The organism is Clostridium lentum (assembly GCF_014287815.1).
Taxonomy (GTDB): Bacteria; Bacillota; Clostridia; order Clostridiales; family Clostridiaceae; genus Clostridium; species Clostridium lentum.
Window position 1 is genome coordinate 1 of record NZ_JACOOQ010000001.1, and the last position, 26,377, is coordinate 26,377.

General features: G+C 28.8%; 28 protein-coding genes and 1 tRNA gene. 26 read left to right on the forward strand and 3 right to left on the reverse strand.

Features of this window, described 5'->3' with window-relative positions:
• Positions 1-120 precede the first annotated feature (120 nt).
• Together H8R92_RS00005 and H8R92_RS00010 are read right to left on the reverse strand one after the other, a co-directional pair.
• Positions 121-762 carry an HAD family hydrolase gene (locus tag H8R92_RS00005; protein WP_022212121.1) on the reverse strand — a complete coding sequence of 214 codons (642 nt, stop codon included), beginning with the start codon at positions 760-762 and terminating at the stop codon, positions 121-123.
• Positions 763-813: 51 nt separating this feature from the next.
• Positions 814-889, reverse strand: a tRNA-Pro gene (locus H8R92_RS00010).
• Between the two features lie 145 nt (positions 890-1,034).
• Between H8R92_RS00010 and H8R92_RS00015 the strand changes: the two genes are divergently transcribed.
• The 4 genes from H8R92_RS00015 to rsmI all read left to right on the forward strand — a co-directional run bounded on the left by H8R92_RS00015 (position 1,035) and on the right by rsmI (position 4,490).
• A complete protein-coding gene (locus H8R92_RS00015) occupies positions 1,035-1,325 on the forward strand; it encodes a hypothetical protein (RefSeq protein WP_022212120.1) in 291 nt (96 codons plus the stop codon).
• A 179-nt stretch (positions 1,326-1,504) separates the two neighbouring features.
• Positions 1,505-2,755 (forward strand): C40 family peptidase, encoded by a 1,251-nt coding sequence (locus tag H8R92_RS00020; RefSeq protein ID WP_022212119.1) that lies wholly within the window; start codon positions 1,505-1,507, stop codon positions 2,753-2,755.
• A 144-nt stretch (positions 2,756-2,899) separates the two neighbouring features.
• Complete coding sequence (locus H8R92_RS00025) at positions 2,900-3,643, forward strand: tRNA1(Val) (adenine(37)-N6)-methyltransferase (protein ID WP_022212118.1); 744 nt, start codon at positions 2,900-2,902, stop codon at positions 3,641-3,643.
• A 1-nt stretch (position 3,644) separates the two neighbouring features.
• Positions 3,645-4,490 (forward strand): 16S rRNA (cytidine(1402)-2'-O)-methyltransferase, encoded by an 846-nt coding sequence (rsmI, locus tag H8R92_RS00030; RefSeq protein WP_022212117.1) that lies wholly within the window; start codon positions 3,645-3,647, stop codon positions 4,488-4,490.
• A 42-nt stretch (positions 4,491-4,532) separates the two neighbouring features.
• Here rsmI and H8R92_RS00035 read toward each other — a convergent pair whose 3' ends face one another.
• Positions 4,533-4,781 (reverse strand): AbrB/MazE/SpoVT family DNA-binding domain-containing protein, encoded by a 249-nt coding sequence (locus H8R92_RS00035; protein WP_022166495.1) that lies wholly within the window; start codon positions 4,779-4,781, stop codon positions 4,533-4,535.
• 524 nt (positions 4,782-5,305) lie between these two features.
• On the opposite strand from H8R92_RS00035, the gene H8R92_RS00040 reads away from it, so the two are divergent.
• The 22 genes from H8R92_RS00040 to H8R92_RS00145 all read left to right on the forward strand — a co-directional run bounded on the left by H8R92_RS00040 (position 5,306) and on the right by H8R92_RS00145 (position 26,372).
• Entirely contained in the window at positions 5,306-5,890 is a 585-nt protein-coding gene (locus H8R92_RS00040) for a DUF1836 domain-containing protein (protein WP_022212116.1), read from the forward strand.
• Positions 5,891-6,013: 123 nt separating this feature from the next.
• The gene (locus tag H8R92_RS00045; RefSeq protein ID WP_022212115.1) at positions 6,014-8,308 is read left to right on the forward strand and encodes an ATP-dependent DNA helicase; all 2,295 of its coding nucleotides are present in this window, start codon (positions 6,014-6,016) and stop codon (positions 8,306-8,308) included.
• A gap of 65 nt (positions 8,309-8,373) precedes the next feature.
• Entirely contained in the window at positions 8,374-9,234 is an 861-nt protein-coding gene (locus H8R92_RS00050; RefSeq protein ID WP_022212114.1) for a YihY/virulence factor BrkB family protein, read from the forward strand.
• 119 nt (positions 9,235-9,353) lie between these two features.
• Positions 9,354-9,716: a single-stranded DNA-binding protein gene (locus tag H8R92_RS00055; RefSeq protein ID WP_022166491.1), complete on the forward strand. Its 363-nt coding sequence runs from the start codon at positions 9,354-9,356 to the stop codon at positions 9,714-9,716.
• A 381-nt stretch (positions 9,717-10,097) separates the two neighbouring features.
• Entirely contained in the window at positions 10,098-10,400 is a 303-nt protein-coding gene (locus H8R92_RS00060) for a DUF6514 family protein (RefSeq protein WP_022212113.1), read from the forward strand.
• Positions 10,401-10,426: 26 nt separating this feature from the next.
• Positions 10,427-10,795, forward strand: a complete 369-nt coding sequence (gene acpS, locus H8R92_RS00065) for a holo-ACP synthase (protein ID WP_022212112.1) — start codon at positions 10,427-10,429, stop codon at positions 10,793-10,795.
• Positions 10,796-10,845: 50 nt separating this feature from the next.
• The gene (locus tag H8R92_RS00070; RefSeq protein ID WP_022212111.1) at positions 10,846-11,016 is read left to right on the forward strand and encodes a hypothetical protein; all 171 of its coding nucleotides are present in this window, start codon (positions 10,846-10,848) and stop codon (positions 11,014-11,016) included.
• A 64-nt stretch (positions 11,017-11,080) separates the two neighbouring features.
• Positions 11,081-11,689, forward strand: a complete 609-nt coding sequence (locus H8R92_RS00075; protein ID WP_022212110.1) for a germination lipoprotein GerS-related protein — start codon at positions 11,081-11,083, stop codon at positions 11,687-11,689.
• Positions 11,690-12,131: 442 nt separating this feature from the next.
• Positions 12,132-12,395 (forward strand): hypothetical protein, encoded by a 264-nt coding sequence (locus H8R92_RS00080; RefSeq protein ID WP_022212109.1) that lies wholly within the window; start codon positions 12,132-12,134, stop codon positions 12,393-12,395.
• An 8-nt stretch (positions 12,396-12,403) separates the two neighbouring features.
• On the forward strand, positions 12,404-12,760 hold the full coding sequence (locus tag H8R92_RS00085; protein WP_022212108.1) for a type II toxin-antitoxin system PemK/MazF family toxin: 357 nt from the start codon (positions 12,404-12,406) through the stop codon (positions 12,758-12,760).
• A gap of 309 nt (positions 12,761-13,069) precedes the next feature.
• Positions 13,070-13,894 carry a transketolase gene (locus H8R92_RS00090; protein WP_022212107.1) on the forward strand — a complete coding sequence of 275 codons (825 nt, stop codon included), beginning with the start codon at positions 13,070-13,072 and terminating at the stop codon, positions 13,892-13,894.
• The gene (locus H8R92_RS00095) at positions 13,894-14,838 is read left to right on the forward strand and encodes a transketolase family protein (RefSeq protein WP_022212106.1); all 945 of its coding nucleotides are present in this window, start codon (positions 13,894-13,896) and stop codon (positions 14,836-14,838) included. Before H8R92_RS00090 ends, H8R92_RS00095 begins: the two co-directional genes overlap by 1 nt.
• 265 nt (positions 14,839-15,103) lie before the next feature.
• On the forward strand, positions 15,104-15,955 hold the full coding sequence (locus tag H8R92_RS00100) for a YitT family protein (RefSeq protein WP_022212105.1): 852 nt from the start codon (positions 15,104-15,106) through the stop codon (positions 15,953-15,955).
• A gap of 21 nt (positions 15,956-15,976) precedes the next feature.
• The gene (locus H8R92_RS00105; RefSeq protein WP_022212104.1) at positions 15,977-16,816 is read left to right on the forward strand and encodes a YitT family protein; all 840 of its coding nucleotides are present in this window, start codon (positions 15,977-15,979) and stop codon (positions 16,814-16,816) included.
• Between the two features lie 105 nt (positions 16,817-16,921).
• Positions 16,922-17,608: a cell division ATP-binding protein FtsE gene (gene ftsE, locus H8R92_RS00110; RefSeq protein WP_022212103.1), complete on the forward strand. Its 687-nt coding sequence runs from the start codon at positions 16,922-16,924 to the stop codon at positions 17,606-17,608.
• Positions 17,598-18,488, forward strand: coding sequence for a permease-like cell division protein FtsX (ftsX, locus tag H8R92_RS00115; RefSeq protein WP_022212102.1), 891 nt, complete (start codon positions 17,598-17,600; stop codon positions 18,486-18,488). The genes ftsE and ftsX overlap by 11 nt, the downstream gene beginning before the upstream one ends.
• Before the next feature lie 194 nt (positions 18,489-18,682).
• Complete coding sequence (locus H8R92_RS00120; RefSeq protein ID WP_186834350.1) at positions 18,683-19,945, forward strand: S41 family peptidase; 1,263 nt, start codon at positions 18,683-18,685, stop codon at positions 19,943-19,945.
• Positions 19,946-19,963: 18 nt separating this feature from the next.
• The gene (locus H8R92_RS00125) at positions 19,964-21,232 is read left to right on the forward strand and encodes a PDZ domain-containing protein (protein ID WP_186834351.1); all 1,269 of its coding nucleotides are present in this window, start codon (positions 19,964-19,966) and stop codon (positions 21,230-21,232) included.
• A gap of 121 nt (positions 21,233-21,353) precedes the next feature.
• On the forward strand, positions 21,354-23,321 hold the full coding sequence (uvrB, locus tag H8R92_RS00130; RefSeq protein WP_022212099.1) for an excinuclease ABC subunit UvrB: 1,968 nt from the start codon (positions 21,354-21,356) through the stop codon (positions 23,319-23,321).
• 290 nt (positions 23,322-23,611) lie between these two features.
• Positions 23,612-24,313: a response regulator transcription factor gene (locus tag H8R92_RS00135; protein ID WP_022212098.1), complete on the forward strand. Its 702-nt coding sequence runs from the start codon at positions 23,612-23,614 to the stop codon at positions 24,311-24,313.
• 261 nt (positions 24,314-24,574) lie between these two features.
• On the forward strand, positions 24,575-25,498 hold the full coding sequence (locus H8R92_RS00140) for an ABC transporter ATP-binding protein (RefSeq protein ID WP_022211492.1): 924 nt from the start codon (positions 24,575-24,577) through the stop codon (positions 25,496-25,498).
• On the forward strand, positions 25,491-26,372 hold the full coding sequence (locus H8R92_RS00145) for an ABC transporter permease (RefSeq protein ID WP_022211493.1): 882 nt from the start codon (positions 25,491-25,493) through the stop codon (positions 26,370-26,372). The genes H8R92_RS00140 and H8R92_RS00145 overlap by 8 nt, the downstream gene beginning before the upstream one ends.
• Positions 26,373-26,377 lie beyond the last annotated feature (5 nt).

Here is a 26,377-nt window from a genome sequence, read left to right on the forward strand (position 1 = left end):
TGTGTTTAAAATTAAATTTATTACCACTAATTACATAATATAAACTGAATAATTTTTCTAAAAAACAAAAAAGAGGTCGTCTACATAAATGATTTAAAAATCATTTATGAGACGTCCCCTTTATAGTAGTTCTTTATAGCTATATATGTATTTGTCAGCTTTTTCTTTTAATATATTTAAATCTTTTTCAGATGCTTTATCATAAACAGCAGTAACATTCATGCCAGCTAGCTTGGCCCCACCTACAGCAGCTACGATATCTTCGTATACCATACAGTTGACAGGATTAACATTAAGCTTTTCAGCAGCTAGTAGGTATATGTCTGGATTATCTTTACCTTTTTTTACTTCATCTGTAACGGTAATAGAGTCAAATAAGTCATAAATTCCATTGTTTTTTAATGTAGCTTCTAATAATGGTTTTGAATTACTTGTAGCTAAAGCTATTTTAATGCCAGCTTTTTTTAAGCTATGTAAATATTCCATAGCACCTTCTTTTAGAAAAACATTATTAGAATACTCATTATAGGCCATTTCATGCCATTCATCCATTATAGCTTCTACTGAATCATCAATAGAAAATGTGGTTTTAAAATATTGGGCTACTTGTTTAAAGCTTAAATGAGTTATGTTATCTTTTAAATTTTCAGGAACAGTATATCCTCTTTTTTTCAAGAATTCCATATCTATTCTTTCCCATACCCACATAGAATCCACAAGTGTACCATCTAAATCAAATATTGCAGCTTTTATTGTATCCATATTAAATCTCCTTTATAAAATGCAAAAAAAAAGATAGGTTTTAGCCTATCTTGGTCGGGGTGACAGGGATCGAACCTGCGACCTCATGGTCCCAAACCACGCGCGCTCCCATCTGCGCCACACCCCGTAGTACATTTATTATTATAGTCCACAAAATTATAAGTGTCAACATGTAATTTAAAAATTGTTGAAGAAAATTTAAAAATAGCGTAATATGTTGTTTAAAAAGAGACAATATATAATAATATATGAAGATTTGGAGGAGAAATACTATGGGAATTGAAAGTATTATAATATTATTTGGAAGTATAGGATTTGTTTTAATGGGTTTTTTTGCCTTATATGTCAGCACTAAAGAAAATAGAACAACAAAAGAGCAAAAACAGTACATAAAAGTTAATGGGCTTCTAAATATAGCAATAGGGGCTATAGGTACTATTATTGGAACAGTATCAATATTTTATAAGGATAGTAGCAGGATAGCAATCATTATTTTCATAATTGCAATTTTTATAACAACAATAATTCAATTATTTATAAGTAAAAAGTATAAGATTAAGTAAAATCAATGAAAATATATGAATAGTAAAAATGAAAAATGACAGAAAAGTGATATTAAGGATGCTTTTATAATAGCTTTAATCCTTAAATATTAAAAATTACCATTGAATGGGGTTACCATAAATGATATAATAGTAATGAATCACTAAGTAGAGGGGGAAGGTCATAAGACCAATGAAATATGAAGAAAAAAGTATTATCGGCACTATTGACGGCAACATTAATATTTGGTATGGGAATGCCAACTTTTGCAACACCTAATGAAGAAGTGATAGAAAATCAAGCAAGATATGATGAATTGACAGATAAAATAGATGAAACAACAGCGCAAGTATACGCATTAAATGCAGAAATAGAATCCTTAATGGAAACTATAGAAAATAATAAGTCTGAAGTTGAAGAAATTAAAATAGAGGTTGAAAATACTGAAAAGGAAATAGAAACAACTAAAGCAGAAATAGAAAAAAATGAAGAAGTTTTAGGAAAGAGAATTAGAGAGTTTCAAAAGTCTGGTGGACAAGTTAACTATTTAACTCTTTTATTTAGTGCAAAAAGCTTTAATGAATTAATCAGTAAAATTGACTCTACAACAAGAATAGTTAATATTGATAAAGAACTTATATCTGAGTTAGAAGAAAAGAAAGCAAATTTAAATAAAAAAGTAACTGCATTAGAAGAAAGAAAAGCAGAAGTAATTAGGCTTACAGAAGAAAACGAAGCAGCACTAGCTGAGTTAAATACTAAGAAGGCAGAGCAAGAAAATGCTATTGAGCAATTAAATGCAGAACAAGAAGAATTTGAAAAGAACTATTTAGCAGTATCAGAAAGAAAATTAGTAGCTTATCAACAATCTGTATTAGAAACATCTAATGATAAGAATGAATTACAATCTGCTATAGATCAATTAACAAGCATAAGAGATAATCAAATAAAAAGTGAAATTGTAAAACAAGAAATATCAGATTCTATATACTATGGAACAATTAAATTAGAAGAAATAATAGAAGCAGAAGAAGCAGCTAAGGTAGCAGCACAACAACAAATTTCATCTCCAAATAGAGGGGAAATTACATTAGGAACTGCATCATCAGCTTATGGAAGTTCTATAGTGAGCTATGCATATAATTTCATAGGAGCTGAATATGTATATGGCGCAGCAGGTCCAGATATATTTGATTGTTCAGGATTTACAAGCTATGTATATGCAAATGCAGCAGGATTAAACATAACAAGAACTACTTATACTCAAATGGAAGTTGGGTCACCTGTATCTTATGATGAATTACAACCAGGTGATTTAGTGTTCACTTATGGTGGAGACCATGTTGGTATCTATGTAGGTGGAGGACAATATATTCACGCACCACAACCAGGTGATAGAGTTAAGGTAGGTAATATAACATCATTCTATTGTGCAAGAAGAGTATTATAATTAGTATTATGGACTAGGAAAGAGCTTTCTAGTCTTTTTATATTTAATTAAGTTTTCTAAAAAGCAGTTTTTGTGTATACTATATAGATATAATATAAGAAAGAATTAAAAGATATAGACACAATTTTGGAGGAACTATAATTTATGGATATAAGTATAAATAAGGATGAGAGAATTGATGATTTAGATTTAAAAGGTCTTAAGATTATACAGAAAGAAAAAGCTTTTAGATTTGGTATAGATGCTGTATTATTATCGGATTTTGCCAATGTTAAATCAAAGCATAGGGTAATAGATTTATGTACTGGTACAGGTATAGTACCTTTCCTTCTTTATGGAAAATATAATCCCAAGGAAGTTTGGGGAATTGAAATTCAAGAAGAAATGGAAGAAATGGCAAGAAGAAGTTCAAAATTAAATGGAACAGAAGATATAGTTAAATTTAAATGTGCTGATTTAAAGGATAAAAACCTTGTAAAAGAGTTAGGAAGGTTTGATGTATTGACGGTAAATCCTCCATATAAGTTAAATAATTCAGGTATAGTAAATCCAAACGATAAGTTAGCAATTGCTAGACATGAAATTCTTTGCAATTTAGAAGATGTAATTGTTGCAGCTAGAAGGTTACTTAAAGATAATGGAAGAATGTTTATTGTACATAGACCAGAAAGATTGGCAGATATATTTAGCTTAATGAGAAAATATAATATTGAGCCAAAGAGAGTAAAAATGGTACAGCCTAATGTAAATAAGGAACCTAATATTGTATTAGTGGAAGGTCAGAGAGACGGAGGAGCATTTTTAAAATGGGAAAAGCCTTTATATGTTTATGATGAAGAAGGAAATTTCAGTAGAGAGATAGATGAAATATATGGAAGGGTGAAATAATATGAGTAAAGGTAAATTATATTTAGTACCAACACCAATAGGAAACCTAAAGGACATTACTTTAAGAGCTTTAGAGGTTTTAAAAAGTGTAGATGAAATTGCAGCAGAAGATACAAGGCAAAGTTTAAAACTTTTAAATCACTTTGAAATTAAAAAGCCACTTTTTAGTTACCATCAGCATAATGAACAAGGAAAAAGTGAGCAAATAATAAATAAATTAGAAGATGGAATAAGTATAGCATTAGTTACTGATGCTGGTACTCCAGGAATATCAGATCCAGGGAGTGTAATAGTAAGTAAATGCATTGAAAACAATATAAATTTTGAGGTTCTTCCAGGAGCAACAGCAATTACAACAGCTCTTGTATACTCAGGACTAGACACAACAAAGTTCGTTTTTAGAGGCTTTATTCCAAGAGAAACTAAAGAAAGAAAAATTCTTATTGAGGAAATTAAAGATAAAAAAGAAACATTAATATTTTATGAATCACCACATAGGTTATTGGATACATTAAGTTTTTTAAAGGAGTCTTTAGGTAATAGAAATATTGCTGTATGTAGAGAACTTACAAAGTTACATGAAGATATATTTAGAGGAGCTTTAGAAGATGCATATAATAACTTTTTAGAGAATAAACCAAGAGGAGAATTTGTATTAGTACTGGCAGGAAAAAGCGAAAGTGAAATAAAGGCGGAGCTGGAAGAAGAATTTAGTGCTTTTACAGTGGAAGAGCATCTTAAGGATTTAATAAATAAAGGGATGGATAAGAAAGAAGCAATCAAGACTGTTGCTAAAATGAGAAACATTCCTAAAAAAGAAGTATATAAGATTGCCATAGATTTATAAAATTAAAAAGCTAGTGAAATTCACTAGCTTTTTTATGTACAATTATTTGTTATCTGTCTTTAATTCGTTTAAGCAATTTTTGCAGATATTTTTACCTTTGTAGTTAACTACATCTCTAGCATCTCCACAGAATATACAAGCCGGTTCATATTTCTTTAATATAATTTGTTCTCCGTCTACGTATATTTCTAATGCGTCTTTTTCTGCTATATCTAAAGTTCTTCTTAATTCTATTGGAATAACGATTCTTCCTAGTTCGTCTACTCTTCTAACAACTCCAGTTGATTTCATTTATAAATTCCTCCTAAAACAAGTTTCGACATTTTGTAGATTTATCTTACCAAATATGTAATATAAAGTCAATATAATTAATATAAAAAATATTAAATTATAGAAAATAATTGATATTTTTTACTTACTAATAAACTATACTACCATATATTTGAAAAGTCAAGTTTAATTTTCAAAATAAATAGTTAAATTTTTCGTGATTAAAATGACTTGTATACTGAAATAGTAAATGTGTTACATAAATGATTTAAAAATATTAAAAAATAGAATATAAAATAAGAAAATAATGTAAAAATAAATTTATTGCATCTGTATACATAAATTGTAAAAGTTTACTAGTAAAATATCAATAATAAATAAAAAAATCAATAATAAATTGGAAATAAAAAAGAATAATCAAAATATAGATATAAATATTAAAAAGAGTGAAAAAACTTATTAAATAGGTAAATAAACTTGTAATAAGTTTATATTTACTATATAATGGAGATAGTAATATAGAGAAAGATAGGTGAAGATGCGTGATGAAAAAGATGGATATGGATTATATACAGCAAGTAGCGGATCAAATAGAAGATAACATAATGATATCTTACGATGATTTACCTAAGTATGATCTTTTTTTATCTCAAGTTATTGATTTTTTGAATGATAAGTTTATAGATGATAAATATACTAATAACATAGTGCAGAACTATATAAAAAGTGAAGTAATAAGTAAGCCGGAAGATGGTAAAAAGAGGGGCTATACAAAGATACATTTAGTTCAGCTAGTATTATTAAGTTATATGAGACCAATACTTACTACTGAAGAGATTAAAAAGGTGTTTAGCTTAGCTTTCAATGAAATTAATGACAGATCAGATGATATAATATCTTGGGAAACTGCTTACAAGATATTTTCAGAGACACAAAGTCAGAGCATAAGAGAAGGTATCGCAGAAGATATTGTAGATGAAGAAAAGTTAAATAACATTATAAGAGACCTTAACCTAAATGAAAAAGATGAAAATAGCATAAGGACTTTCGTAGTGGTTATTTCATTAATAGCTCAAGCAAGTGCTATAAAGAAGCTAGTACAAAAGATAGTAAATGAATACCATTCATAAAAGACTACATATATATTTATAGTAGTCTTTTTTTCTTAAAAAGGAGATACTAGAAAGAGATTATAAAAAATATAATGTTATTAATAGAATTAATTATTTTTAAGATTTAGGAAGGCAAAGGTTATGGCACAAAAAGTAGTGATAATGGAATCTGTAAGAGGCATAGTGGAATACGTGTTAAAAAGTGGTAGCCTAGATGATAGATTTATGTCCATAAGAAGAGCTATGGAAGGAACTATAGCTCATGGAAGACTTCAAAAAGATAATGAAAATATTTATGAAAATTATCAAAAGGAAGTAAAGCTTCAATGGGGATTCGTTAGAGATGATATTGAGCTTATAATTGAAGGACGCACTGATGGAATTATAAAGGAAAGAGATATTATTGTAATAGAGGAAATAAAATCTACATATAAAAGCTTAATATATATAGAAGAAGATTATAATGAGCTACATTGGGCTCAAGGAAAATTTTATGGATACATATATTGCAAGGAAAATAATTTAGCGGAAATAAGAATACGTTTAAGCTATTATAATTTGAATACAGATGAAGTAAAGAGCTTTGAAAAGAAATTCAAACTTACAGAATTAGAAGCTTTTGTTTCAGAGTTAGTTGAGAGATATATGAAGGCTGCTTTTTTAAAAATAGCCTTAATAGAAGAAAGGAATGAAAGCATAGAGAAAATGGAATTTCCTTTTCTAACTTATCGAAAGGGTCAAAGGGAGCTAGCAGTAACTTGTTATAATACCATCAGGAATAACGGTATATTATTTGCTCAAGCGCCTACAGGTATAGGTAAGACAATATCAACAATATTTCCAGCTATAAAGGGGCTAACAAACAATATGGGAGATAGGATAGTGTATTTGACTTCTAAGACTATTACTGGAGTAGTTGCAGAAGAAGCATATGCTATGCTCATAAAGAATGGATTAAAGATAAAGGTAGTAAGTATAACAGCAAAGGAAAAAGCTTGCTTAAATGATGAAGTAAAATGTAATGCTGATGATTGTAAGTTTGCAAGAGATTATTTTTCTAAAGTGGATGATGTTATTGAAGATATTATAAGCCATGAAAACATAATATCAAGAGAGGTAATAAGAAAATATAGTGAAAAATATCAAGTGTGTCCCTTTGAATTATCATTGGATCTTACAGAATGGTGCCATGCAATAATATGTGATTATAATTACGCTTTTGATAATAGAGTAAGGTTAAAAAGGATTTTTGAAGAAGATAATAAAAGTAATGTTATATTAGTTGATGAATGTCATAACTTAATTGATAGAGCTAGAGCAATGTATAGTGGAGAAATTCTTAAGAGTGATGTAGTGCAAATAAATAAGATTTTAAAGGGAAAGGTTCCAGCTCTTTATAAAGCTTCAAATTTAATAAATAAGGAACTGATAGAGATACGAAGGGAACTTGAAGAAAACAGCCTAAGGGTAATATATAAAAATATTCAGTATAAAGAACTCATTAAGGCAATGCAGTTATTTATAAGTGTAGCAGATGAGTATTTGGTAAAAGGGAAAGGTACAGATGGATATGATGAAGTAATGGACTTTTATTTTAAATGTAGAAGTTTTGTTAGTATAAATGAATTGTATTCAGATAAGTATAATACAATAATAGAGAAAGCCAAAAATGATTTGAAAGTTAAGATATTTTGTATTGATCCCTCTGATAATATTAAGAAGATAATAAGTTCTTCCTATGCAACAATATTATTTTCAGCTACTTTATGGCCTATGAAATATTATATAGATTTACTAGGTGGAGATGATAAAAGTTATAGATTAAGATTAGATTCACCTTTTAAAAAAGAAAACTTAAAAACATTTATTTCGCCCTTAAATATGAAGTATAGCATGAGGGAAAATAATATATCTAAATTATGTGAATTAATTTATAGATTTAATGAGGAAAGTCCCGGAAATAATATAGTTTTCTTGCCATCATTTGAGTATCTTAAGAAGGTAGCTGAAAGCTACGAAAAAATATATAGTAATAATGAAAATATATTAGTACAAAAAGAAAATATAAATGAAGTAGAAAAGGAAGAGTTTTTAGCAAACTTTAGAGAAAATTCTAAGGTGTTGGCATTTGCAGTTGTAGGTGGCATGTTTTCAGAAGGAGTAGACCTTCCAGGAAAAAGGCTGAGTGGAGCTGTTATAGTTGGCGTAGGATTTCCTAAAATATCTATAGAAAATGATATAATAGCAAGTTATTTTGATGAAAAAGGATTTGACTATGCATATACTTACCCAGGAATAAATAAAATTTTGCAATGTGCAGGAAGAGTTATTAGAACTGAAGAGGATAAAGGAAGTATCTTATTAGTAGATAATAGGTACCTAAGCAAAAAGTATAAAGATATGCTACCAACAGCTTGGCAAATTGAATCATGGTAAAATAATGAATTAAAGGATATAATAAATATTATTTATATTAAAGAGAAAAAAGTAGTGGTGATGTAATGAAAAAAGAAGAAGTTAAAAAAAGGAGATCAGCCTTTGACTTTATAATATATTTTATTATTAAAGTAAATAATGATGATATTTTTGCTTTAGGAGCCCAGTTAGCTTATTATTTAGTTTTATCATTTTTTCCTTTTTTAATATTTGTTATGACTCTAATTGGATATATCAATTTAGATTCCATGAAGATAATAGAGGGATTAGCAAGAGTGCTTCCAAGTAATGTGGTGGAGCTTACTTCAAGTGTAATAATTGATGTTGTTGAAAAACAACATGGAGGGTTGTTAGGGGCATCTGCTACATTGACTATATGGTCTGCATCTTCAGCTTTTAGAGCAATTTTAAAAGGTGTTAATAAGGCATATAATATTAAAGAAAATAGATCATTTATAAAAAGGTGTATAATTGCTATAATATGCACTATAGCATTGGCATTTACAATTATGCTTACTTTAGCAACTTTAGTATTTGGAGATGTTTTAAGTAAATATATATTAAAATATATTCCATATAATGACTTTATTCATAAGTTGTGGGATTTATTGAGATATTCCATTGTTATAGTGGTAATGATAATTATTTTTGCGGCAATATATCGATATACACCTTCTAAGAGAACTGATTGGAGCGAAGCTATACCAGGAGCTGTTTTTGTAACATTAGGATGGATAGTGGTTTCATTAGCATTTTCATTTTATGTAAATAATTTTGCCAATTACTCACGGATATATGGAAGCTTGGCAACAATCTTTGTTTTAATGACGTGGTTATATATAAGCTCCATAATTATAATAATAGGTGGGGAAATAAATTCAGTCCTAGGTATAAGAAAAGACCAATTAGATAAGAAATTTTTATAAAAAACTTCTCATGAATTATGAGGAGTTTTTTATATATTTATATAAAGAGTTTTTACTAAATGAATAAAAGAGAAATTAATGGTTATACTGTTAGATAAAGTATTCAGGAGGTGTTATACATGAATAAAATTGTGTTATTAGGTAAGCTTATTAAGGACCCTGAACTAAAAACAATTGAAAATGGGGAAAAAAGCTTCACCAGATTTATAATTGCTGTGGATAGGAATTTTAAATCTGCCGATGGAACAAGGAAGGCTGATCTTATTCCAGTTACTATATGGGGAAGGAAAGCCGAAGTTATATGCAAATATATGACTAAAGGAAGCTACATAAGTTTAAGTGGAAGACTTCGTACAGGAAGCTATGAAGATAAGGAAGGAAATAAGAAATACATAGCAGAAGTTGTTGCGGAAGACTTCAAGTTCGTAGGAAATAGGAGAGTAGATAAAGAAAGTTCTGATGCCATAGGCAATGAACAATAATATCTTATATAAAGTTTTCTGTAATGTTTATGACATTATAATAAAGGAGTAAAAGAATAATTAAAGTCTCATAATTTTATAAAATAATATAGTGTACGTTTTGCTAAATGTATACATATAATTATGAGGCTTTGTTTTTTACAAAAAAACTTTAAAATTCAGATTAACTTTCTAAAGGACGTATTATCGACAACGTTTATTTTTAAGAGAAATGATAATGGGATATTATTAAATAATAATATGGGTAAAAAAGTAAAAAATAAAGTATAATGTAGAAAATAAAAGAAAAATTTATTTCTTTACAGAACAATCTTTGACACATTTTAATACATTAATGTGTTATCTTTGATGTATGGAAGTTATGTTAAGGGGGAGATAACTTTGGTTGTAAAAGAATGTTTTGATATCACAGTGGAAAAAGAAAATTGTAAGATGAATTACTTCTATAGAATGACTTTTGGAAGATTTAAAGGTAGACAGGCATACGGTATAGAAGTAGAAAGACAAGACGTTATAAATGGAGGTTTGGTTAATATAGAAAGAAATAGTGTAAATAATATTTCTACCGATAAGGAAAAGGTTAAGAGATTATTTGATTTAGTATCAAAGAATAATGTTTCACCTATACATTTAATAGATGTCATAGGAGAATATGTTGACGAATACGTAAGTGATTTTAATTAAAGGATACAGCATAGGCGGAGGCAACTATGATCTTAGGAATTGGCACAGATATAATAGAAATAGAGAGAATTAAAGTAGCAATTGAAAGAACACCTAGTTTTTTAAGTAAGGCATTTACTGAAAAAGAAAGAGAACTTTTTAAATCAAAGGGAATGAGAGTAGAGACAATAGCAGGGAATTTTGCAGCTAAAGAAGCACTTAGCAAAGCTTTAGGAACAGGATTTAGAGGTTACAACCTTAAAAATTTTGAAATATTAAGGGATAACTTAGGAAAACCTATAGTTAATATTTCTAAAGAAGTTAGAGATAAAATTGGTGATAGAAAATTAAACATAAATGTTTCTATATCTCATAATAAAAGCAATGCCATAGCTTTTGCAATTGTGGAGGAATAAATATGTACATAATGTTTAAGGAAATAGTAAGATGACCTCTGGAGGAATGGGTGATAATAACATCACTGGTTGCTCAAGGTCATAGCAATATGGATTCAGCGTTATTAGGTACATATATTCATGGATTAGCAGCCAATATTATTCTTAGAGATAGATATTTTATTATAGCAGGACATTTAAATAGAAAGTATTCCCTTTGTGATGGAAACTCTATAAGTTAAATTATGAATAAAAAACCAAGTTGCATAATAATAGTATAATGAAGCAGGCAATTTGGGAGGAAATATGAAAAAGAAAATAATTATTATATTATTATTGGCAGTTCCTTTTATATCTATTTTATTTATCATTTTTTTCAGGGGTTTTTTAATGCCTTCAAATGAAGAAATAATTGAAGGATTAAAAAATATTAAGGCATATGAGGCTAAAGTACAATATGTTATGAAAAATGATAAGGGTGAAGAAATTGAGGAAACTAAACAATGGTATTCTGCAGATAAGGGGGTGAGGGTAGAATTTGGTGATGAGGTAACTAAGATATACAAGGATGAAAAAATATATGTCAAAGATACTATTAATGATAATGAATATGAATTAGGGCAAGATATGGATATAGTACATCCATTAGCTTTTATTAATAATATTTTAGCATATCCTATAAGGGAAGGAAGTATATCAGAGGGGCAAGAAGAGTGGGGAGATACCATATATATAAAAGCTGACGTGGAATTGTTTTTAAATAATATATATTTTAATAAAGCTACTATCTTTATTGATAAAAAGAATAGAGTACCAATAGGAATTGTAGTTTATGATAGAGAAGATAGATATGTATTAAGGATAATCTATGAACAGTTTGAAGAAGTAGAAAAAATAGATGATTCTTTATTATGATATAGAATAGAAAGTAGTTAACTTTAAAGGTTAAGTTTGTCTAGATAAACAAATGAACTTTTGTCTCTTTATTATAAAAAAGCAATAAGTATTAAAAAGATATTTACAGAAGAAGTGGAAATATTAAATCGATTAATAAACATACATAAATAAAAAGAAAAAATAATTAAGATAAATAAAATTTAAATAAGCCAGGTTATATTAATAGAAGTCGAATTATATATTGATAATACTTTCCATAGGAGAGTACATAAATCTTATTGTAATTTATTTAAAAATAATGAATTAATTAGATAAAAGTTTTAGAAAAAGCATAATATTTTATAAAATATACAAAAAAAGGCGAAAAGTTAAAAATAATATTATTTTCTATTTACAGACTAGCACAAATTGAAATATAATTTTCTAAAGGATAAAATTATGTACTCTTAGGAGGACAAGTATGTCAGATAAATTTGAAAATCAAATCTTTAGAAAAATAAATGAAGATTTTGATAAAAAAAATAGGAAATATATTAAGGAAAATTTAATAAAATATGATGAGAAGAAATATGAAGGAGAGTTTCTTGAATTAATGAGGATAGGGTATGAAGAAATGTCAGATATTAATTTAGAACTTTCAAAGGCTATTGATTTCTCAAAGGGAAATGTACAATATAAATTTGACGATATTTGCGAATATGAGAAATGGCTTTGCGGAGTGTGAGAATTTAAATGGCGACTATAGTAGTAAAAAGAGGGGATATTTTTTATGCAGATTTAAGTCCAGTTATAGGCTCAGAGCAAGGTGGAATTAGGCCAGTTATTATAATACAAAATGATATAGGAAATAAATATAGTCCTACTGTTATTGTATCAGCAATAACTTCACAAATTAATAAGGCTAAACTTCCAACTCATGTGGAGATTTCTTCAGTTGAATATGGATTAAACAGAGATTCAGTAGTGTTATTAGAACAAATAAGGACTCTTGATAAAAAGAGACTGAAAGAAAAGATTGGACATATGACAGATATTGATATGAAAAAAGTGGACAAAGCATTGCTAATTAGCTTAAATTTAGATAAGTAGTAGTAAAAGATAATGAAAAGGCAGAGTTAAAATGACTCTGCTTTTGTTGTATAAATAATACATATAAACAGTAATTGTACATATAAAAATAGGTAGGGTGAGATTAAAGTGATACACAATATAAATTAAATAATAATAAAAGTATACACTAATCAAAATAATAGTATATACAAAGAGTGATTCATATGATAGTATAAATTTAAAGAATAAAATGACGTATTAATACAAAGCTTAATTTATATGATCTGTATCATTTATTATGAATAATTAATAATTTATATATTAAGAATTAATTGAGGAGGATACACAATGGCAAAGAGTTTAGACGAATTAAAATCAATATCTACAGAAATTAGAAAAGACATAGTGAAGATGCTTACTGAATCAGCATCAGGGCATCCAGGAGGATCATTATCAGCTACTGATATTATGACTGTATTATTTTTTAAGGAAATGAATATAGATCCTAACAATGAAAAGGATCCAAATAGAGATAGATTTGTTTTATCAAAAGGCCATGCTGCCCCTGTACTTTATAGTACTTTAGCTAGAAGAGGATATTTCCCAGTAGAAGAATTATCAACTTTAAGAAAGTTTAAATCAAGATTACAAGGTCACCCAAGTATTCAATATTTACCAGGAATTGATATGTCAACAGGATCATTAGGACAAGGGATTTCTGCAGCAGTAGGAATGGCTTTAGCTGGAAAGATAGATAAGAAGGATTATAGAGTTTATACAATATTAGGTGATGGAGAATTAGAGGAAGGTCAAGTATGGGAAGCTTCAATGTGTGCAGCACATTATAAGTTAAATAACTTAACAGCTTTCATTGATTTTAATGGATTACAAATTGATGGAGATATAACAAAAGTTATGAATCCTTGTCCAATAGATAAAAAATTTGAAGCTTTTGGTTGGAATGTTTTAGTTATTGATGGTCATAACTATGAAGAAATTATAGATGCTATAGAAAAAGCAAAAGAGTGTAAAGATAAGCCTACGGCAGTAGTTTGTAAAACAATCAAAGGAAAAGGCGTATCATTTATGGAAAACCAAGCTGAATGGCATGGTATAGCACCTAGCAGAGAGCAATGTGAAGCAGCATTAAAGGAATTAGGAGGGGAAAATTAATGAGTAAAAAGATTGCAACAAGAGAAGCATATGGAAAAGCTTTAGCAGAATTAGCTAATACTAATGAAAATATAGTGGTTTTAGATGCAGATCTTTCAAAGTCTACAAAAACTTCAGAATTTAAGGCTATATGTCCAGAAAGATTCTTTAATATGGGAATTGCAGAAGCAAATATGGTGTCAGTGGCAGCGGGGCTTTCTACTTGTGGAAAGATTCCTTTTGTAAGTACATTTGCTATGTTTGCAGCAGGAAGAGCATTTGAACAAATAAGAAATGCAATTTGCTATCCAAGATTAAATGTAAAAGTGTGTGCTACTCATGCAGGTATAACAGTTGGAGAAGATGGTGCATCACATCAAACAGTGGAAGATTTATCATTAATGAGATCAATACCTAATATGGTAGTTATTTCACCATCAGATGCTGTTGAGACAAAAGCAGCAATAGAAGCAATAGCAGAGTATAATGGACCTTGCTATGTAAGATTAGGTAGAGCGCCTGTTAATGTTATAAATGATGAAAATAATTATAAATTTGAAATTGGTAAAGGTGTACTTTTAAATGAAGGTACAGATTTAACAATAGTAGCTACAGGAATAATGGTGGATGTTGCTTTAGAAGCTAAGGAAATCTTAGCATCACAAGGAATTTCTGCAAGAGTTATTAATATCCATACTCTAAAACCGATTGATTCAGACATTTTAGTAAAGGCTGCTAAGGAAACAGGAGCAATTGTAACAGTTGAAGAACATAGCATAATTGGTGGGCTAGGTTCAGCAGTATCAGAAGTTTTAGATGAAGTTTGTCCAGTGCCAGTAGTGAAGGTTGGTATTAATGATCAATTTGGTCAAAGTGGAAAACCAGATGAATTATTAGAGTACTATGGATTAACAGCTGCAAATGTTGTTGAAAAAGTTAAAAGAGCTATTGAATTAAGAAGATAGTTTAAAATCTTATTGATATAGATGGCAGATCAAAATGAAATATTTTTGATTTGTCATCTTTTTATAATTAAATATATAAATTTAAGATTAGTTTTATAAGTAAAACCATGATTTTAATTACAATTTCATAATTCGTATATCATGAACTAGTTTTTATAAAAGTTTATGATATAATTGTTCATTGGAATAATATTCAATGTAAATGGGATAAAAAGAGGTAAAAGAGGAAACATAATTATAGTAATTTAAATAATAGGAGTATATTATGAACAAATATAATTTAAGAGATTTTATATTAATCACTTTTGGTGTATTTCTTGTAGCAGTATCGGTAGTATACTTTTTTCAACCTAATAACATTGCTGCAGGAGGCTTAAGTGGTATAGCAATAATAATTAATAATTTCGTTCCAGAAATACCTATAGGACTATTGGTATTAATGATGGATTGTATTTTATATATAGTTGCTTTTTTGGTGATAGGAAGTAAATTTGGTGGAAAGAGCATTTATGCTAGTCTTACTTTGTCAGGATTTATGTGGCTTTTAGAAAAAGTATTTCCTTATGAAGCAACTAATGATCTTATGCTAGCAACTATCTTAGGAACAATAATTTCTGCATCAGGCTTAGCAATTGTATTTAACTGCAATGCATCTACAGGTGGGACTGATATTTTGGCAAAGATATTACATAAATTTTTACATTTTAATATAGGAAAATCACTGTTGATAGTGGATTTTATAGTTACATTAGCAGGAGCAATGACCTTTGGAGTACAAAAGGGATTATATGCAGTATTAGCAGTAATAATAAGTGGCTTTGCTATAGATAAAGCCATTGCTGGTTTTAATATTTGTAATGAAGTTACAATAATAAGCAAGGAAAGTAAAAAAATAAGTGAATTTATTTTAAATGATTTAGAAAGAGGTTGCACTTTTATTAATGGTATAGGAGGATTTACTGAAAAGCAAACTACTATACTTTACACTGTTATAGGTAGAAGTGAATTTATTAAGCTTAAGAGATATATTAGCCAAATAGATAAGAGTGCTTTTATAACTGTCAGTGAAGTAGCTGAAGTTATGGGAGAAGGCTTTAAAGAAATTAATGGAGAATAATTAAAGGTTAGGGTGGTACAAATGAAAAAAATAAGGGAGTATGCATTAACAACATTAGGAATAGTATTAACAGCAATTGGACTGGAATATTTCTTATTTCCAAATGATATAGCAGCTGGTGGGGTTTCAGGTATAGCTCTTGTAATTAATGGAATTACAGGTTGGAATATAAGTATAATGGTATTCATATTAAATATTATTTTATTTATTGTAGCTTTTGTGGTTTTAGGAAAAGGATTTGGTGGAAAAAGTCTGTATGCTACTGTGATACTTTCTGTAGTTATGGAAATAATTGAGAAAGTGTTTAACCCTGTAATGTTAACAGAAAACATGTTTTTAGCTAGCTTTTTTGGTTCAGCACTTTTAGCAATGGGATCAGCAATAGTATTTCATCAAGGTGCATCAACAGGAGGAACCAGTATATTGGCAGCTATAATAAGCAAATTCACACCTTTAGGTGTTGGAACAGCATTATTATTAAATGATTCAATTATATGTCTTTTAGCAATTAATGTTTTCGGTATAGATAAGGGACTATTTGGTTTCTTTAGTTTAATATTAATAGGACTTCTTATTGATAAGTTTATTGATGGGTTTAATACATGTAAGCAAGTGTTTATCATCACTAGTAAAGCTGATATGGTAGTTAACTTTATAAATAAAGATATAAATAGAGGGTGTACAGTGTTAAATGGAAAAGGCGGATATACTTATAGTGAAGTAAATATTGTTTACACTGTGCTTAGTAATAATCAATTTATTACATTAAAGAACTTTATTAAGGAAAATAATCCAGAAGCATTCATTACAGTAAATGACTCAAAAGAGGTGTTAGGATTAGGATTTAATGATAATTACTAAAAAATTGGATAATGATAAATAATTAGGTACATTGTTGGTCAATAGGATTTTCTGTGATATAATCAATTTAGAGTTTTTGAGAAAAGAATGATACGAGGTGTTTTAATGATAGAATTTAATAATGTATCCAAGATATATAACAACAATGTAAAAGCGTTATCAGATGTAAGTGTTAAAATAAATTCAGGAGATTTTGTATTTTTAGTTGGACCTTCAGGGTCAGGAAAGTCAACTTTTATAAAAATGCTATTAAAAGAAATTGAACCTACAATGGGAAATATAACTGTTGCAGATAGGAATTTATCAGAAATAAAAAGAAATCAAGTGCCATATTACAGAAGAAAGATAGGTATGGTGTTTCAAGATTTCAGACTTATACCAACATTAAATGTTTATGAAAATGTTGCTTTTGCCATGAGAGTTGTGGAAGCATCTCAAAAGGAAATAAGAAAGAGAGTACCAATGGTTTTATCTCTTGTTGGATTATCTCATAAATATAAAATGTTCCCTAATGAATTATCAGGGGGAGAGCAACAGAGAGTATCATTGGCTAGGGCTATAGTGAATAATCCATCTGTACTTATAGCTGATGAGCCTACTGGTAATCTAGATCCAGATACAGCAAAAGAAATTATGGAATTATTAGAAGATATAAATAAATCTGGTACAACAATAGTTATGGCTACTCACGCTAAGGATATAGTTGATAATATGAAGAAGAGAGTTATAGCTATAGAAAAAGGTTCTATAGTAAGAGATGATAGAAAGGGGATGTACGAAAATGAAAATTAATACAATAAATTATTTTATAGTAGATGCCCTGAAAAGTATAAAACGTAATATAACAGTTAGTTTTGCTGCAATGTTAACTGTATTAGTAACATTTTTTGTATTAGGTACATTTACTTTAGTTGGTTTAAATTTTAATAAGACTATAGAAGATGTAGCTGATAAGATAGAAATAAAAGTTTATTTACAAGATGATATAAAGCTTGTAAATAAAAGGGAAGTAGAAATTAAATTATCGGAGCAGGATGGAGTAAAAGCAGTAACTTATGAATCAAAAGATGAAGCCTTTACAAAACTTAAGAAGGATTTAGAAGGAAATAGTGGTATGCTTGAAGGATATAGCCTTGAAAATAATCCACTAGCAAGTTCATATATAGTTACTCTAGAAGATGCATCATATGCAAGTAATGTAACTAAAGCAGTAGAAGATATGACAGGTGTGGAATCTGTTACTAATCAACAAGAATTAATTGAAAAAATAAGCAGAGTAGTTGATTTTGTACAAATATTAGGAGTAATATTATTCTTTGTATTTATTGGAGTATCAATATTCTTAATAATGAATACAATCAAATTAGCTGTATATTCAAGAAGAAGAGAAGTAGGAATAATGAAGTTTGTTGGAGCAACAGATTGGTTTATAAGATGGCCATTTGTTATTGAAGGTATAATCATTGGAGCCATTGGTTCATTGCTTGCAACAGCAGTACTATACTTTATCTATAGAGGTGTATTTGGATTTATAGCAAGTAACCTTTTAATAGCTAACTTAGTTCCAGTATCATTTGTATTAACAACTTTATTAGGAGGATTCTTATTAGGTGGAATAGTAGTTGGAGCTATTGGAAGTATAGCTGCACTAAGAAAATTCTTAGTTGTATAAAAACTAAATATTGAAAAATAAATTAATAAGGAGCTGTATGATATTTATAGCTCCTTATTTTTATTAAAAAATAAAAAAAATATAGATAAATAAAAAAGAAGCTTAACATTTATTTAAATTAATATTATTATTATATAAGATATAGATATAAAAAGCATAAAGCTATTGAACATACATTGAAAGGAAGTAGGACAATGGAAAATTTTAAGAGAGAGGAAAAAGAGAGTAGGAAAGATAAATTTAAATGGTTAAAGGTTGCTGCCATAGCTGTATTATTTGTAGGAACAGGAATTGGAATGTTTTATGGAGGTAATATTGCAGCAACTAAAGGATTTATTTTAACTGGAGTTCCTGAAAAAGCTGCTGGGGACTTAGGAAAGATAAGTGATGCAAATAAATATAGTGACTTATTTGAACTTAGAAGCCTGCTTATGGCAAAATATGATGGAGACATAGATGATACTGTACTTTTAGAAGGTGCTATGAAAGGAATGGCATCTGCTTTAGGTGATCCATATACTGTTTATATGAATTCAGGTGAATATAAGAATTTTATAGAATCAAATAATAATTTTTATGGAATAGGAGCACAAATTGGTGTAAGAGATGAAAAGGTGGTAATAATATCACCAATTGAAGGTTCACCAGCTGATAGAGCGGGAATAAAGGCAGGAGATGTAATTTTACAAGTTGATGATTATGAAGTTACTGATGCCAATAGTGAAGAGGTAGTATCAAGAGTTAGAGGAGAAAAAGGTGTTTCAGTAAAGTTAATTATAAAAAGAGGAGAAGAGACTTTACAATTTGACATAGTAAGAGAAGAAATTCAAAGTGAATCAGTAAAAGGTGAAATATTAGAAGGTAATATTGGGTATATTCAAATTACTACTTTTAGTGATGAAGATGTAAGTGTTAAATTTACAGAAAAGCTCAATGAATTAAAAGAAAGTGGAATGGAAAGATTAATATTAGACCTTAGAGGAAATCCAGGAGGATATTTAGATAAATGTGTTGAGATAGCATCTAACTTTATTCCAAAAGGAGAGATGATTACTTATACCATAGATAAATATGATAATAAGCAAGTTTCTTTATCTCAAGGTGGAAATACAATTGGTATGCCATTAGTGGTATTAGTAAATGGTGGAAGTGCCAGTGCATCAGAAGTTGTTACAGGAGCATTAAAAGATAATAATGTAGCAACAGTTATAGGAACTACAACATTTGGAAAAGGTATAGTTCAACAGCTTATTCCTTTTGTACAAAGTGACGGAGATACTGGAGCTATTAAAGTAACAACATCAAAGTATTATTGTCCTAATGGAGAAAATATTCATGGTAAAGGTATTGAGCCAGATATTAATGTAGAATTAAGCGAAGAAGTGTTAAGTCAAGAGTATAGTAGGGACATTGATACACAATTCCAAAAGGCATTAGAGGTAATAAGACAAAAATAGTAACTTAGGAGGCTACAAATGGAGCTGATAACATATAGTCTAAGAACTGTAGCAAAAGCAATAATTGAACCAACATATTTACTAATGCTTATAGTATTTGGAATAATATTTTATTTAAAAAATAAAAAGACTGCAATTATACAACAAATGACAATAGGAGAAGTAATTGATACTCCCCTAGAATTAACATTATCACAAATAGTGATAGGTATATTAGCAGGAACAATAGGAAGTGTTATATTAGCTATATTAGGTATTAGTTTTGGCAATAATTCAGGTATAGAATTTATTTTTATAACATCAATAGTACTATTGAGCATAAGGCCTAAGCTTGTATGCTTTGCTTATTCTGGAGCATTACTTGGAGCAGTGAGTATGATATTAAATATAATATTAAATAGCATTGGTATGAAGTCATATATCAATATAAATATACTTTCATTAACTAGTTTTATAGCGGTTTTACACATTATGGAAGGCATCATTGTAATGGTAGATGGAAGTAGAGGTTCAATTCCGGTATTCAGTAATAGGGAAAACAAAATAGTTGGTGGATTTTCATTTAATAGATACTGGGCTATACCCATAGCTGTGATGATAATGATTAGTGGAGAGTCTTCAGGAACAGGAATAATTTCAGCACCAACATATAGTTGGTGGCCTATTATTAAAGATTTTAATTTAACAGCAATTTTAGCTACAGCATCTTTAATGTTTGCTCCTTTTTATGGTGTAATAGGTTATAGTTCTGTTACCTTTACTAAAAGAAAAAAGGAAAAAGTACTAGGAGCAGGGATAGGAATATTATTATATGGAATATCATTACTTATTGTTTCACAATTATGTAGTATTGGATTAGTTGGAGAAATAATAGCATTAGTTTATATGCCATTAGCACATGAGTTATTGATTAAATTTGAAAGAATGAAAGAAAAAAATGGAGAATACTTATATGTAAGTGGTGAGGATGGTATATCAATACTTGAAGTAGCACCTAATTCTGTGGCTTTTGAAGCAGGAATTAGAAGAGGTGATAAAATTTTAGCTGTAAATGGTGAAGCTGCAACTTCAGAGGTAGATATATTAAATGCTGTTAAAGAAGCTAAGTCTACTTTACCTATTAAAATAAAAAGTAGATACGGTAAGATAAATGATTATATATTACAATTAGGGAATAGAAGGTTGGGAGTATTATTAGTTCCTCGTATGATAAAAGATGAAAGTAGAATTGATATAAGCAGTGATGAATTTAAAAGAATATTAGAGCAATTAAAAATCAAAAAATAGTGATTGCATTTGCAATTGCTATTTTTTTATAGCTTAAATTTAGATGTTAATAAATTTTACAAAATGTTAATAATAAGTAGAATAGATATATAGTATTAATTATGACGGAGTTGATAAAAAAATGAATAAATTTAAGATACATTCAAAATTTAAACCAATGGGGGATCAACCTAAAGCCATTGATTCACTAACAGGTGGAATAGAAGAAGGACGAGAATTTCAAACACTATTAGGGGTTACTGGTTCAGGAAAAACCTATACCATGGCCAATATTATCGAAAGGGTTCAAAAACCAACTATAGTATTAGCACATAATAAAACTTTAGCAGCTCAATTATGTTCTGAATTTAAAGAATTCTTTCCAAACAATATAGTTGAATATTTTGTATCATATTATGACTACTATCAACCAGAAGCTTATGTGGCTTCCACTGATACATTTATAGAAAAAGATGCATCTATAAATGATGAGATAGATAAGCTTAGACATGCTGCTACATCAGCGTTATTAGAAAGAAGAGATGTAATTATTGTTGCATCAGTTTCTTGTATATATGGATTAGGTAATCCAGAAGAATATAAAAAGCTTACAATATCTTTAAGACCAGGAATGGAAAAAGATAGAGATGAAATTATAAGAAAGCTTATAGATATTCAATATGAAAGAAATGATATAGACTTTTCTAGAGGTACATTTAGAGTAAGAGGTGATTCTTTAGATATAGTTCCATCATCATCATCTAATAATGGAATAAGAATAGAGTTCTTTGGTGATGAAATTGATAGAATAAGAGAATTTGATGTGTTAACAGGGAAGATAATTGGAGATAGAAAGCATGTATCAATAACTCCAGCATCTCACTTTGCTGCTTCACAAGAAACAATAGATAAAGCAATTAATGTAATAGAATATGAATTAGAGGAAAGATTAAAAGAGCTTACATCACAAGATAAACTTGTGGAAGCTCAAAGGTTAAGACAAAGAACAAACTATGATATTGAAATGATTAAGGAAATGGGATATTGTAGTGGTATAGAAAATTATTCTAGAATTCTTGATGGAAGAGCGCCAGGAACGCCACCACAAACATTGTTAGATTATTTCCCAGATGATTACTTAATGTTTATTGATGAAAGCCACGTTACATTACCACAAGTTAGGGCAATGTATGCTGGAGATAAATCAAGAAAAGATAACTTAGTAGAGTATGGATTTAGACTTCCATCAGCTTATGATAATAGGCCATTACAGTTTAAAGAATTTGAGAATAAGATTAATCAAGTTATTTTTGTTTCTGCTACACCAGGCCAATATGAGGTAGATCATTCAACTAATATAGCAGAGCAAATAATACGTCCAACTGGACTTATAGATCCTGAAATAGAAATAAGACCTGTAAATGGTCAAATTGATGATTTATATGAAAGTATCTTAGAAACTACTAAGAGAGGATTTAGGACATTAGTTACTACATTAACTAAAAAGATGGCAGAAGATTTAACTAAGTATCTTACTGATATTGATGTGAAGACAACATATATGCATTCTGATATAGATACAATTGAGAGAATGGAAATAATTAGAGACCTAAGACTTGGTAAGTATGATGTGCTTGTGGGAATTAACCTTTTAAGAGAAGGGCTTGATATACCAGAAGTTGCTTTAGTGGCAATTTTAGATGCTGATAAAGAAGGATTCTTAAGATCAGAGACATCTATGATACAAACAATAGGTAGAGCAGCTAGAAATGCTGAGAGTAAGGTTGTTATGTATGCTGATAGCATAACTGGATCTATGGATAGAGCCATTAAGGAAACAGAAAGAAGAAGAAAGATTCAAATGGATTATAATAAGGAGCATGGCATAATACCTAAGACCATTAAAAAGGATGTAAGAGACGTTATTGGAAGTATAATGGTTACAGAAGAATCTGAAACTTATGAAGTTGATAGCACAGGATTATCTGAAAATGATAAGGTTAAATTAATAAAGGAATATACTGATGAAATGAAAGATGCTGCTAAGAATCTTCAATTTGAAAGAGCTGCAGAACTTAGAGATATGATTAATGATTTAAAGGAAAAATAATTTCCTAGGAAATTGCATTAAGTATTTTTATGAAAGTCATTTAAAAATCTCATAATTAAAATAATTGTATATATGATATACTGTGTTTGAACTGTTTTGAAAACTTAATGAATAGATATAGTTTCAATATATCCATTCATCATAAATTTCATAACAAATATATATTGAGGCTATCGCTAACGGATTTTTTTATCCGCTATTGCGACAGCCTCTTTAGTAATACTAATTTATAGAGATATAATTTTTTGATATAATTTATATAATTATTTGTTATAGAGGATGGAGAATTTATGAATGCAAGTAACAAAATATTAGTAGTTGAAGATGACTGGGATATAAATGCGCTGTTATGTAAGATACTAAGTCAAAATGGATATGATGTAAGAGGGGCATATTCGGGATCAGAAGCAAAGATGTGCATTGAGAAAAGTCAATATGATCTTATAATTTTAGATTTAATGTTACCAGGGATATGCGGAGAAGAGTTAATAAAGGAAATTAGAAAGAATTATTTAATGCCAATAATAGTGGAGTCAGCTAAGATAACTCCAGAAGATAAGATTGGAGTATTAAAAATGGGGGCTGATGATTTTATTAGTAAGCCATTTGATATAAATGAAGTTTTGGCTAGAGTAGAGGCACAATTAAGAAGGTATAAAGCATTTTCTAGTTCTAAAACAAATAGCAATAATAAATTAACTCATAAAAATTTAACTTTAGATATAGATAGTAGACAAGTACAGGTAAATGGAATAAACATAAATTTAACAGTTAGAGAATTTGATATATTAGAACTATTAATTAGTAATCCTAACAAAGTGTTTACAAGGGCAAATTTATTTGAGGCAGTTTGGAAAGATGAATTCATTGGAGATTATAATACTGTTAATGTACATATTAGTAATTTAAGAGCCAAGATATCTAAGATAGATAAGGAAAATGAATATATACAAACAGTATGGGGAATTGGATTTAAATTAAAGTCTGAATAGTTAATATTTGTAGGAAAGAAAATTACAATAGGAAATAATATATTTAAAAAATGTAATTATACAATTTAAATAGTGGTTGGTAGAAAATTTAATGAGTTCTACCAACCATTTTTTAATCTTATTTTTTATCTTTGAAACTTAATACTTTCTTAATATTTTCTTTAAGGTATCTTACAACTATGGATATACAATGTAAGTAAATTAAGAATTTAAATAAAAAAAGAAGTGATAGATAAATTAATACTTAGGGGGTAAATAAAAATGAAAAAAGTTGTATTGAAGACATATAACATTACTAAAAAATATGGTGAACAACTGGCTGTAGATAATGTTAATATGACTATTAAAAAAGGTGATATATATGGATTTATAGGTCAAAATGGTGCTGGTAAAACAACATTAATTAGACTTATTACAGGATTAATTCATAAAAGTGGTGGAGAAATAGAGCTTTTAGGGGCAAATGAGGAAAATGAGTTAAATAAGGCAAGAACAATGGTTGGAAGTTTAATTGAATCCCCTTCATTTTATACTAATATGACGGCAAGAGAAAACCTAGAAGTATCTAGATTAGTAAGGAATATACCAGGAAAGAAATGTATAGATGAAGTATTAGAATTAGTTGGATTAAAAGATGTTGAAAAGAAAAAAGTTAAGAACTTTTCTTTAGGAATGAGACAAAGATTAGGAATTGCAAATGCACTAATGGGAAATCCTAAATTGCTTATATTAGATGAACCTATAAATGGACTTGATCCAATGGGAATTGTTGAAATAAGAGAATTATTAAAGAAGATAAATAAAGAAAAAGATATGACAATATTGATATCAAGCCATATATTAAGTGAGCTATCAGAACTTGCAACAACTTATGGAATAATCTCAAATGGAAAATTAATTGAAGAAATTACAGCTAAGCAACTATCCAAAAAATGTAGACAATATATAGATTTAAAGGTTGATAATACAGCTAGGGCGGTAATTTTGTTAGAGAGAGAATTAGGAATAAGTGATTATGAGGTATTAGAAGATAGTAACATAAAGGTATTTTCTAATTTGGATAATGTTGGTGAAGTAAATTCGTTATTATCAAGATCCGGAATTATTGTTGAAAGTATAAGTGTTAAAGGTGAAAATTTGGAGGAATACTTTATGAATAAAGTTGGAGGTGTTTTAAATGCTTAAAGCAATACAAGCAGAATTATATAAGCTATTTAAAAATAGAACATTTAAAGTACTAATATGTGTTGCAGTTTTATTATCTACATTGACAGTAGTTATGTGTTCATCGGTTTTTGAGAAAATACTTAATGATAGTTTAGGAAATATGCCACAAGATCAAAAAGAGGTTCTTATGGAACAATTAACAAGTATGTCTGAAAGTGAAGCAATAGTAACACCAGGCCAACTAGGAATTCAGTTACAAGCTAAAGATATGATGAATCCAACTTCAATAGAAGTATACCATGCTTCATTTGGGTCAGGAGTTATAGAAATAATAATAGGTATATTAGTAGGAGCATTAATAGCAAAAGAATACTCACAAGGTACAATTAAAAATTTCTTAGCTTACGGTAAGAGGAGAGAAGAATTTTATCTAGCAAAATTTGTATCTATGGTTATAGCAGTTACAATAATTTTAGCTGTTATGACAATCCTACCAACCATAGTAGTAACGCTAATGAATGGCTGGGGACAAGCTTTTGAAATTTCACAACTATTAGGAATGATAAAAACATTTGTTGCATCAGTTATTGCGGGTTCAGCAGTAGCAGCATTAGCTATGATTATAGCAACATTAGTAAAAAGTAATGGAGCTACAATAGGAATAACAGTAGCAATATTTATAGGGATTCCTACGTTAGCTAGATTTTTATACGGAATATATCCTTGGTTCGATAGAGTTTATGAGGTATTACCATTTTATAATTCAGCATTAGCAACTTCAATTAAAGCAGGAAATGGAGATTTGTTAAGATCAGTAATAATTTCATTAGTAACAATAGCAATTTCGTTATTTATGGGAATAAAAATATTTAAGTCGCAAGATATCAAATAAGAAAG

Coding starts and splice junctions, on each gene's coding strand:
- ftsX (WP_022212102.1), top strand. CDS start 17,598: ATGAAAATTAATACAATAAATTATTTTATAGTAGATGCCCTGAAAAGT.
- uvrB (WP_022212099.1), top strand. CDS start 21,354: ATGAATAAATTTAAGATACATTCAAAATTTAAACCAATGGGGGATCAA.
- H8R92_RS00040 (WP_022212116.1), top strand. CDS start 5,306: ATGAAAAAGATGGATATGGATTATATACAGCAAGTAGCGGATCAAATA.
- acpS (WP_022212112.1), top strand. CDS start 10,427: ATGATCTTAGGAATTGGCACAGATATAATAGAAATAGAGAGAATTAAA.
- H8R92_RS00120 (WP_186834350.1), top strand. CDS start 18,683: ATGGAAAATTTTAAGAGAGAGGAAAAAGAGAGTAGGAAAGATAAATTT.
- H8R92_RS00125 (WP_186834351.1), top strand. CDS start 19,964: ATGGAGCTGATAACATATAGTCTAAGAACTGTAGCAAAAGCAATAATT.
- H8R92_RS00090 (WP_022212107.1), top strand. CDS start 13,070: ATGGCAAAGAGTTTAGACGAATTAAAATCAATATCTACAGAAATTAGA.
- H8R92_RS00050 (WP_022212114.1), top strand. CDS start 8,374: ATGAAAAAAGAAGAAGTTAAAAAAAGGAGATCAGCCTTTGACTTTATA.
- H8R92_RS00020 (WP_022212119.1), top strand. CDS start 1,505: ATGAAGAAAAAAGTATTATCGGCACTATTGACGGCAACATTAATATTT.
- ftsE (WP_022212103.1), top strand. CDS start 16,922: ATGATAGAATTTAATAATGTATCCAAGATATATAACAACAATGTAAAA.
- H8R92_RS00085 (WP_022212108.1), top strand. CDS start 12,404: ATGGCGACTATAGTAGTAAAAAGAGGGGATATTTTTTATGCAGATTTA.
- H8R92_RS00015 (WP_022212120.1), top strand. CDS start 1,035: ATGGGAATTGAAAGTATTATAATATTATTTGGAAGTATAGGATTTGTT.
- H8R92_RS00095 (WP_022212106.1), top strand. CDS start 13,894: ATGAGTAAAAAGATTGCAACAAGAGAAGCATATGGAAAAGCTTTAGCA.
- H8R92_RS00080 (WP_022212109.1), top strand. CDS start 12,132: ATGTCAGATAAATTTGAAAATCAAATCTTTAGAAAAATAAATGAAGAT.
- H8R92_RS00045 (WP_022212115.1), top strand. CDS start 6,014: ATGGCACAAAAAGTAGTGATAATGGAATCTGTAAGAGGCATAGTGGAA.
- H8R92_RS00140 (WP_022211492.1), top strand. CDS start 24,575: ATGAAAAAAGTTGTATTGAAGACATATAACATTACTAAAAAATATGGT.
- H8R92_RS00135 (WP_022212098.1), top strand. CDS start 23,612: ATGAATGCAAGTAACAAAATATTAGTAGTTGAAGATGACTGGGATATA.
- H8R92_RS00005 (WP_022212121.1), bottom strand. CDS start 762: ATGGATACAATAAAAGCTGCAATATTTGATTTAGATGGTACACTTGTG.
- H8R92_RS00100 (WP_022212105.1), top strand. CDS start 15,104: ATGAACAAATATAATTTAAGAGATTTTATATTAATCACTTTTGGTGTA.
- H8R92_RS00145 (WP_022211493.1), top strand. CDS start 25,491: ATGCTTAAAGCAATACAAGCAGAATTATATAAGCTATTTAAAAATAGA.
- H8R92_RS00075 (WP_022212110.1), top strand. CDS start 11,081: ATGAAAAAGAAAATAATTATTATATTATTATTGGCAGTTCCTTTTATA.
- H8R92_RS00035 (WP_022166495.1), bottom strand. CDS start 4,781: ATGAAATCAACTGGAGTTGTTAGAAGAGTAGACGAACTAGGAAGAATC.
- H8R92_RS00025 (WP_022212118.1), top strand. CDS start 2,900: ATGGATATAAGTATAAATAAGGATGAGAGAATTGATGATTTAGATTTA.
- H8R92_RS00105 (WP_022212104.1), top strand. CDS start 15,977: ATGAAAAAAATAAGGGAGTATGCATTAACAACATTAGGAATAGTATTA.
- rsmI (WP_022212117.1), top strand. CDS start 3,645: ATGAGTAAAGGTAAATTATATTTAGTACCAACACCAATAGGAAACCTA.
- H8R92_RS00055 (WP_022166491.1), top strand. CDS start 9,354: ATGAATAAAATTGTGTTATTAGGTAAGCTTATTAAGGACCCTGAACTA.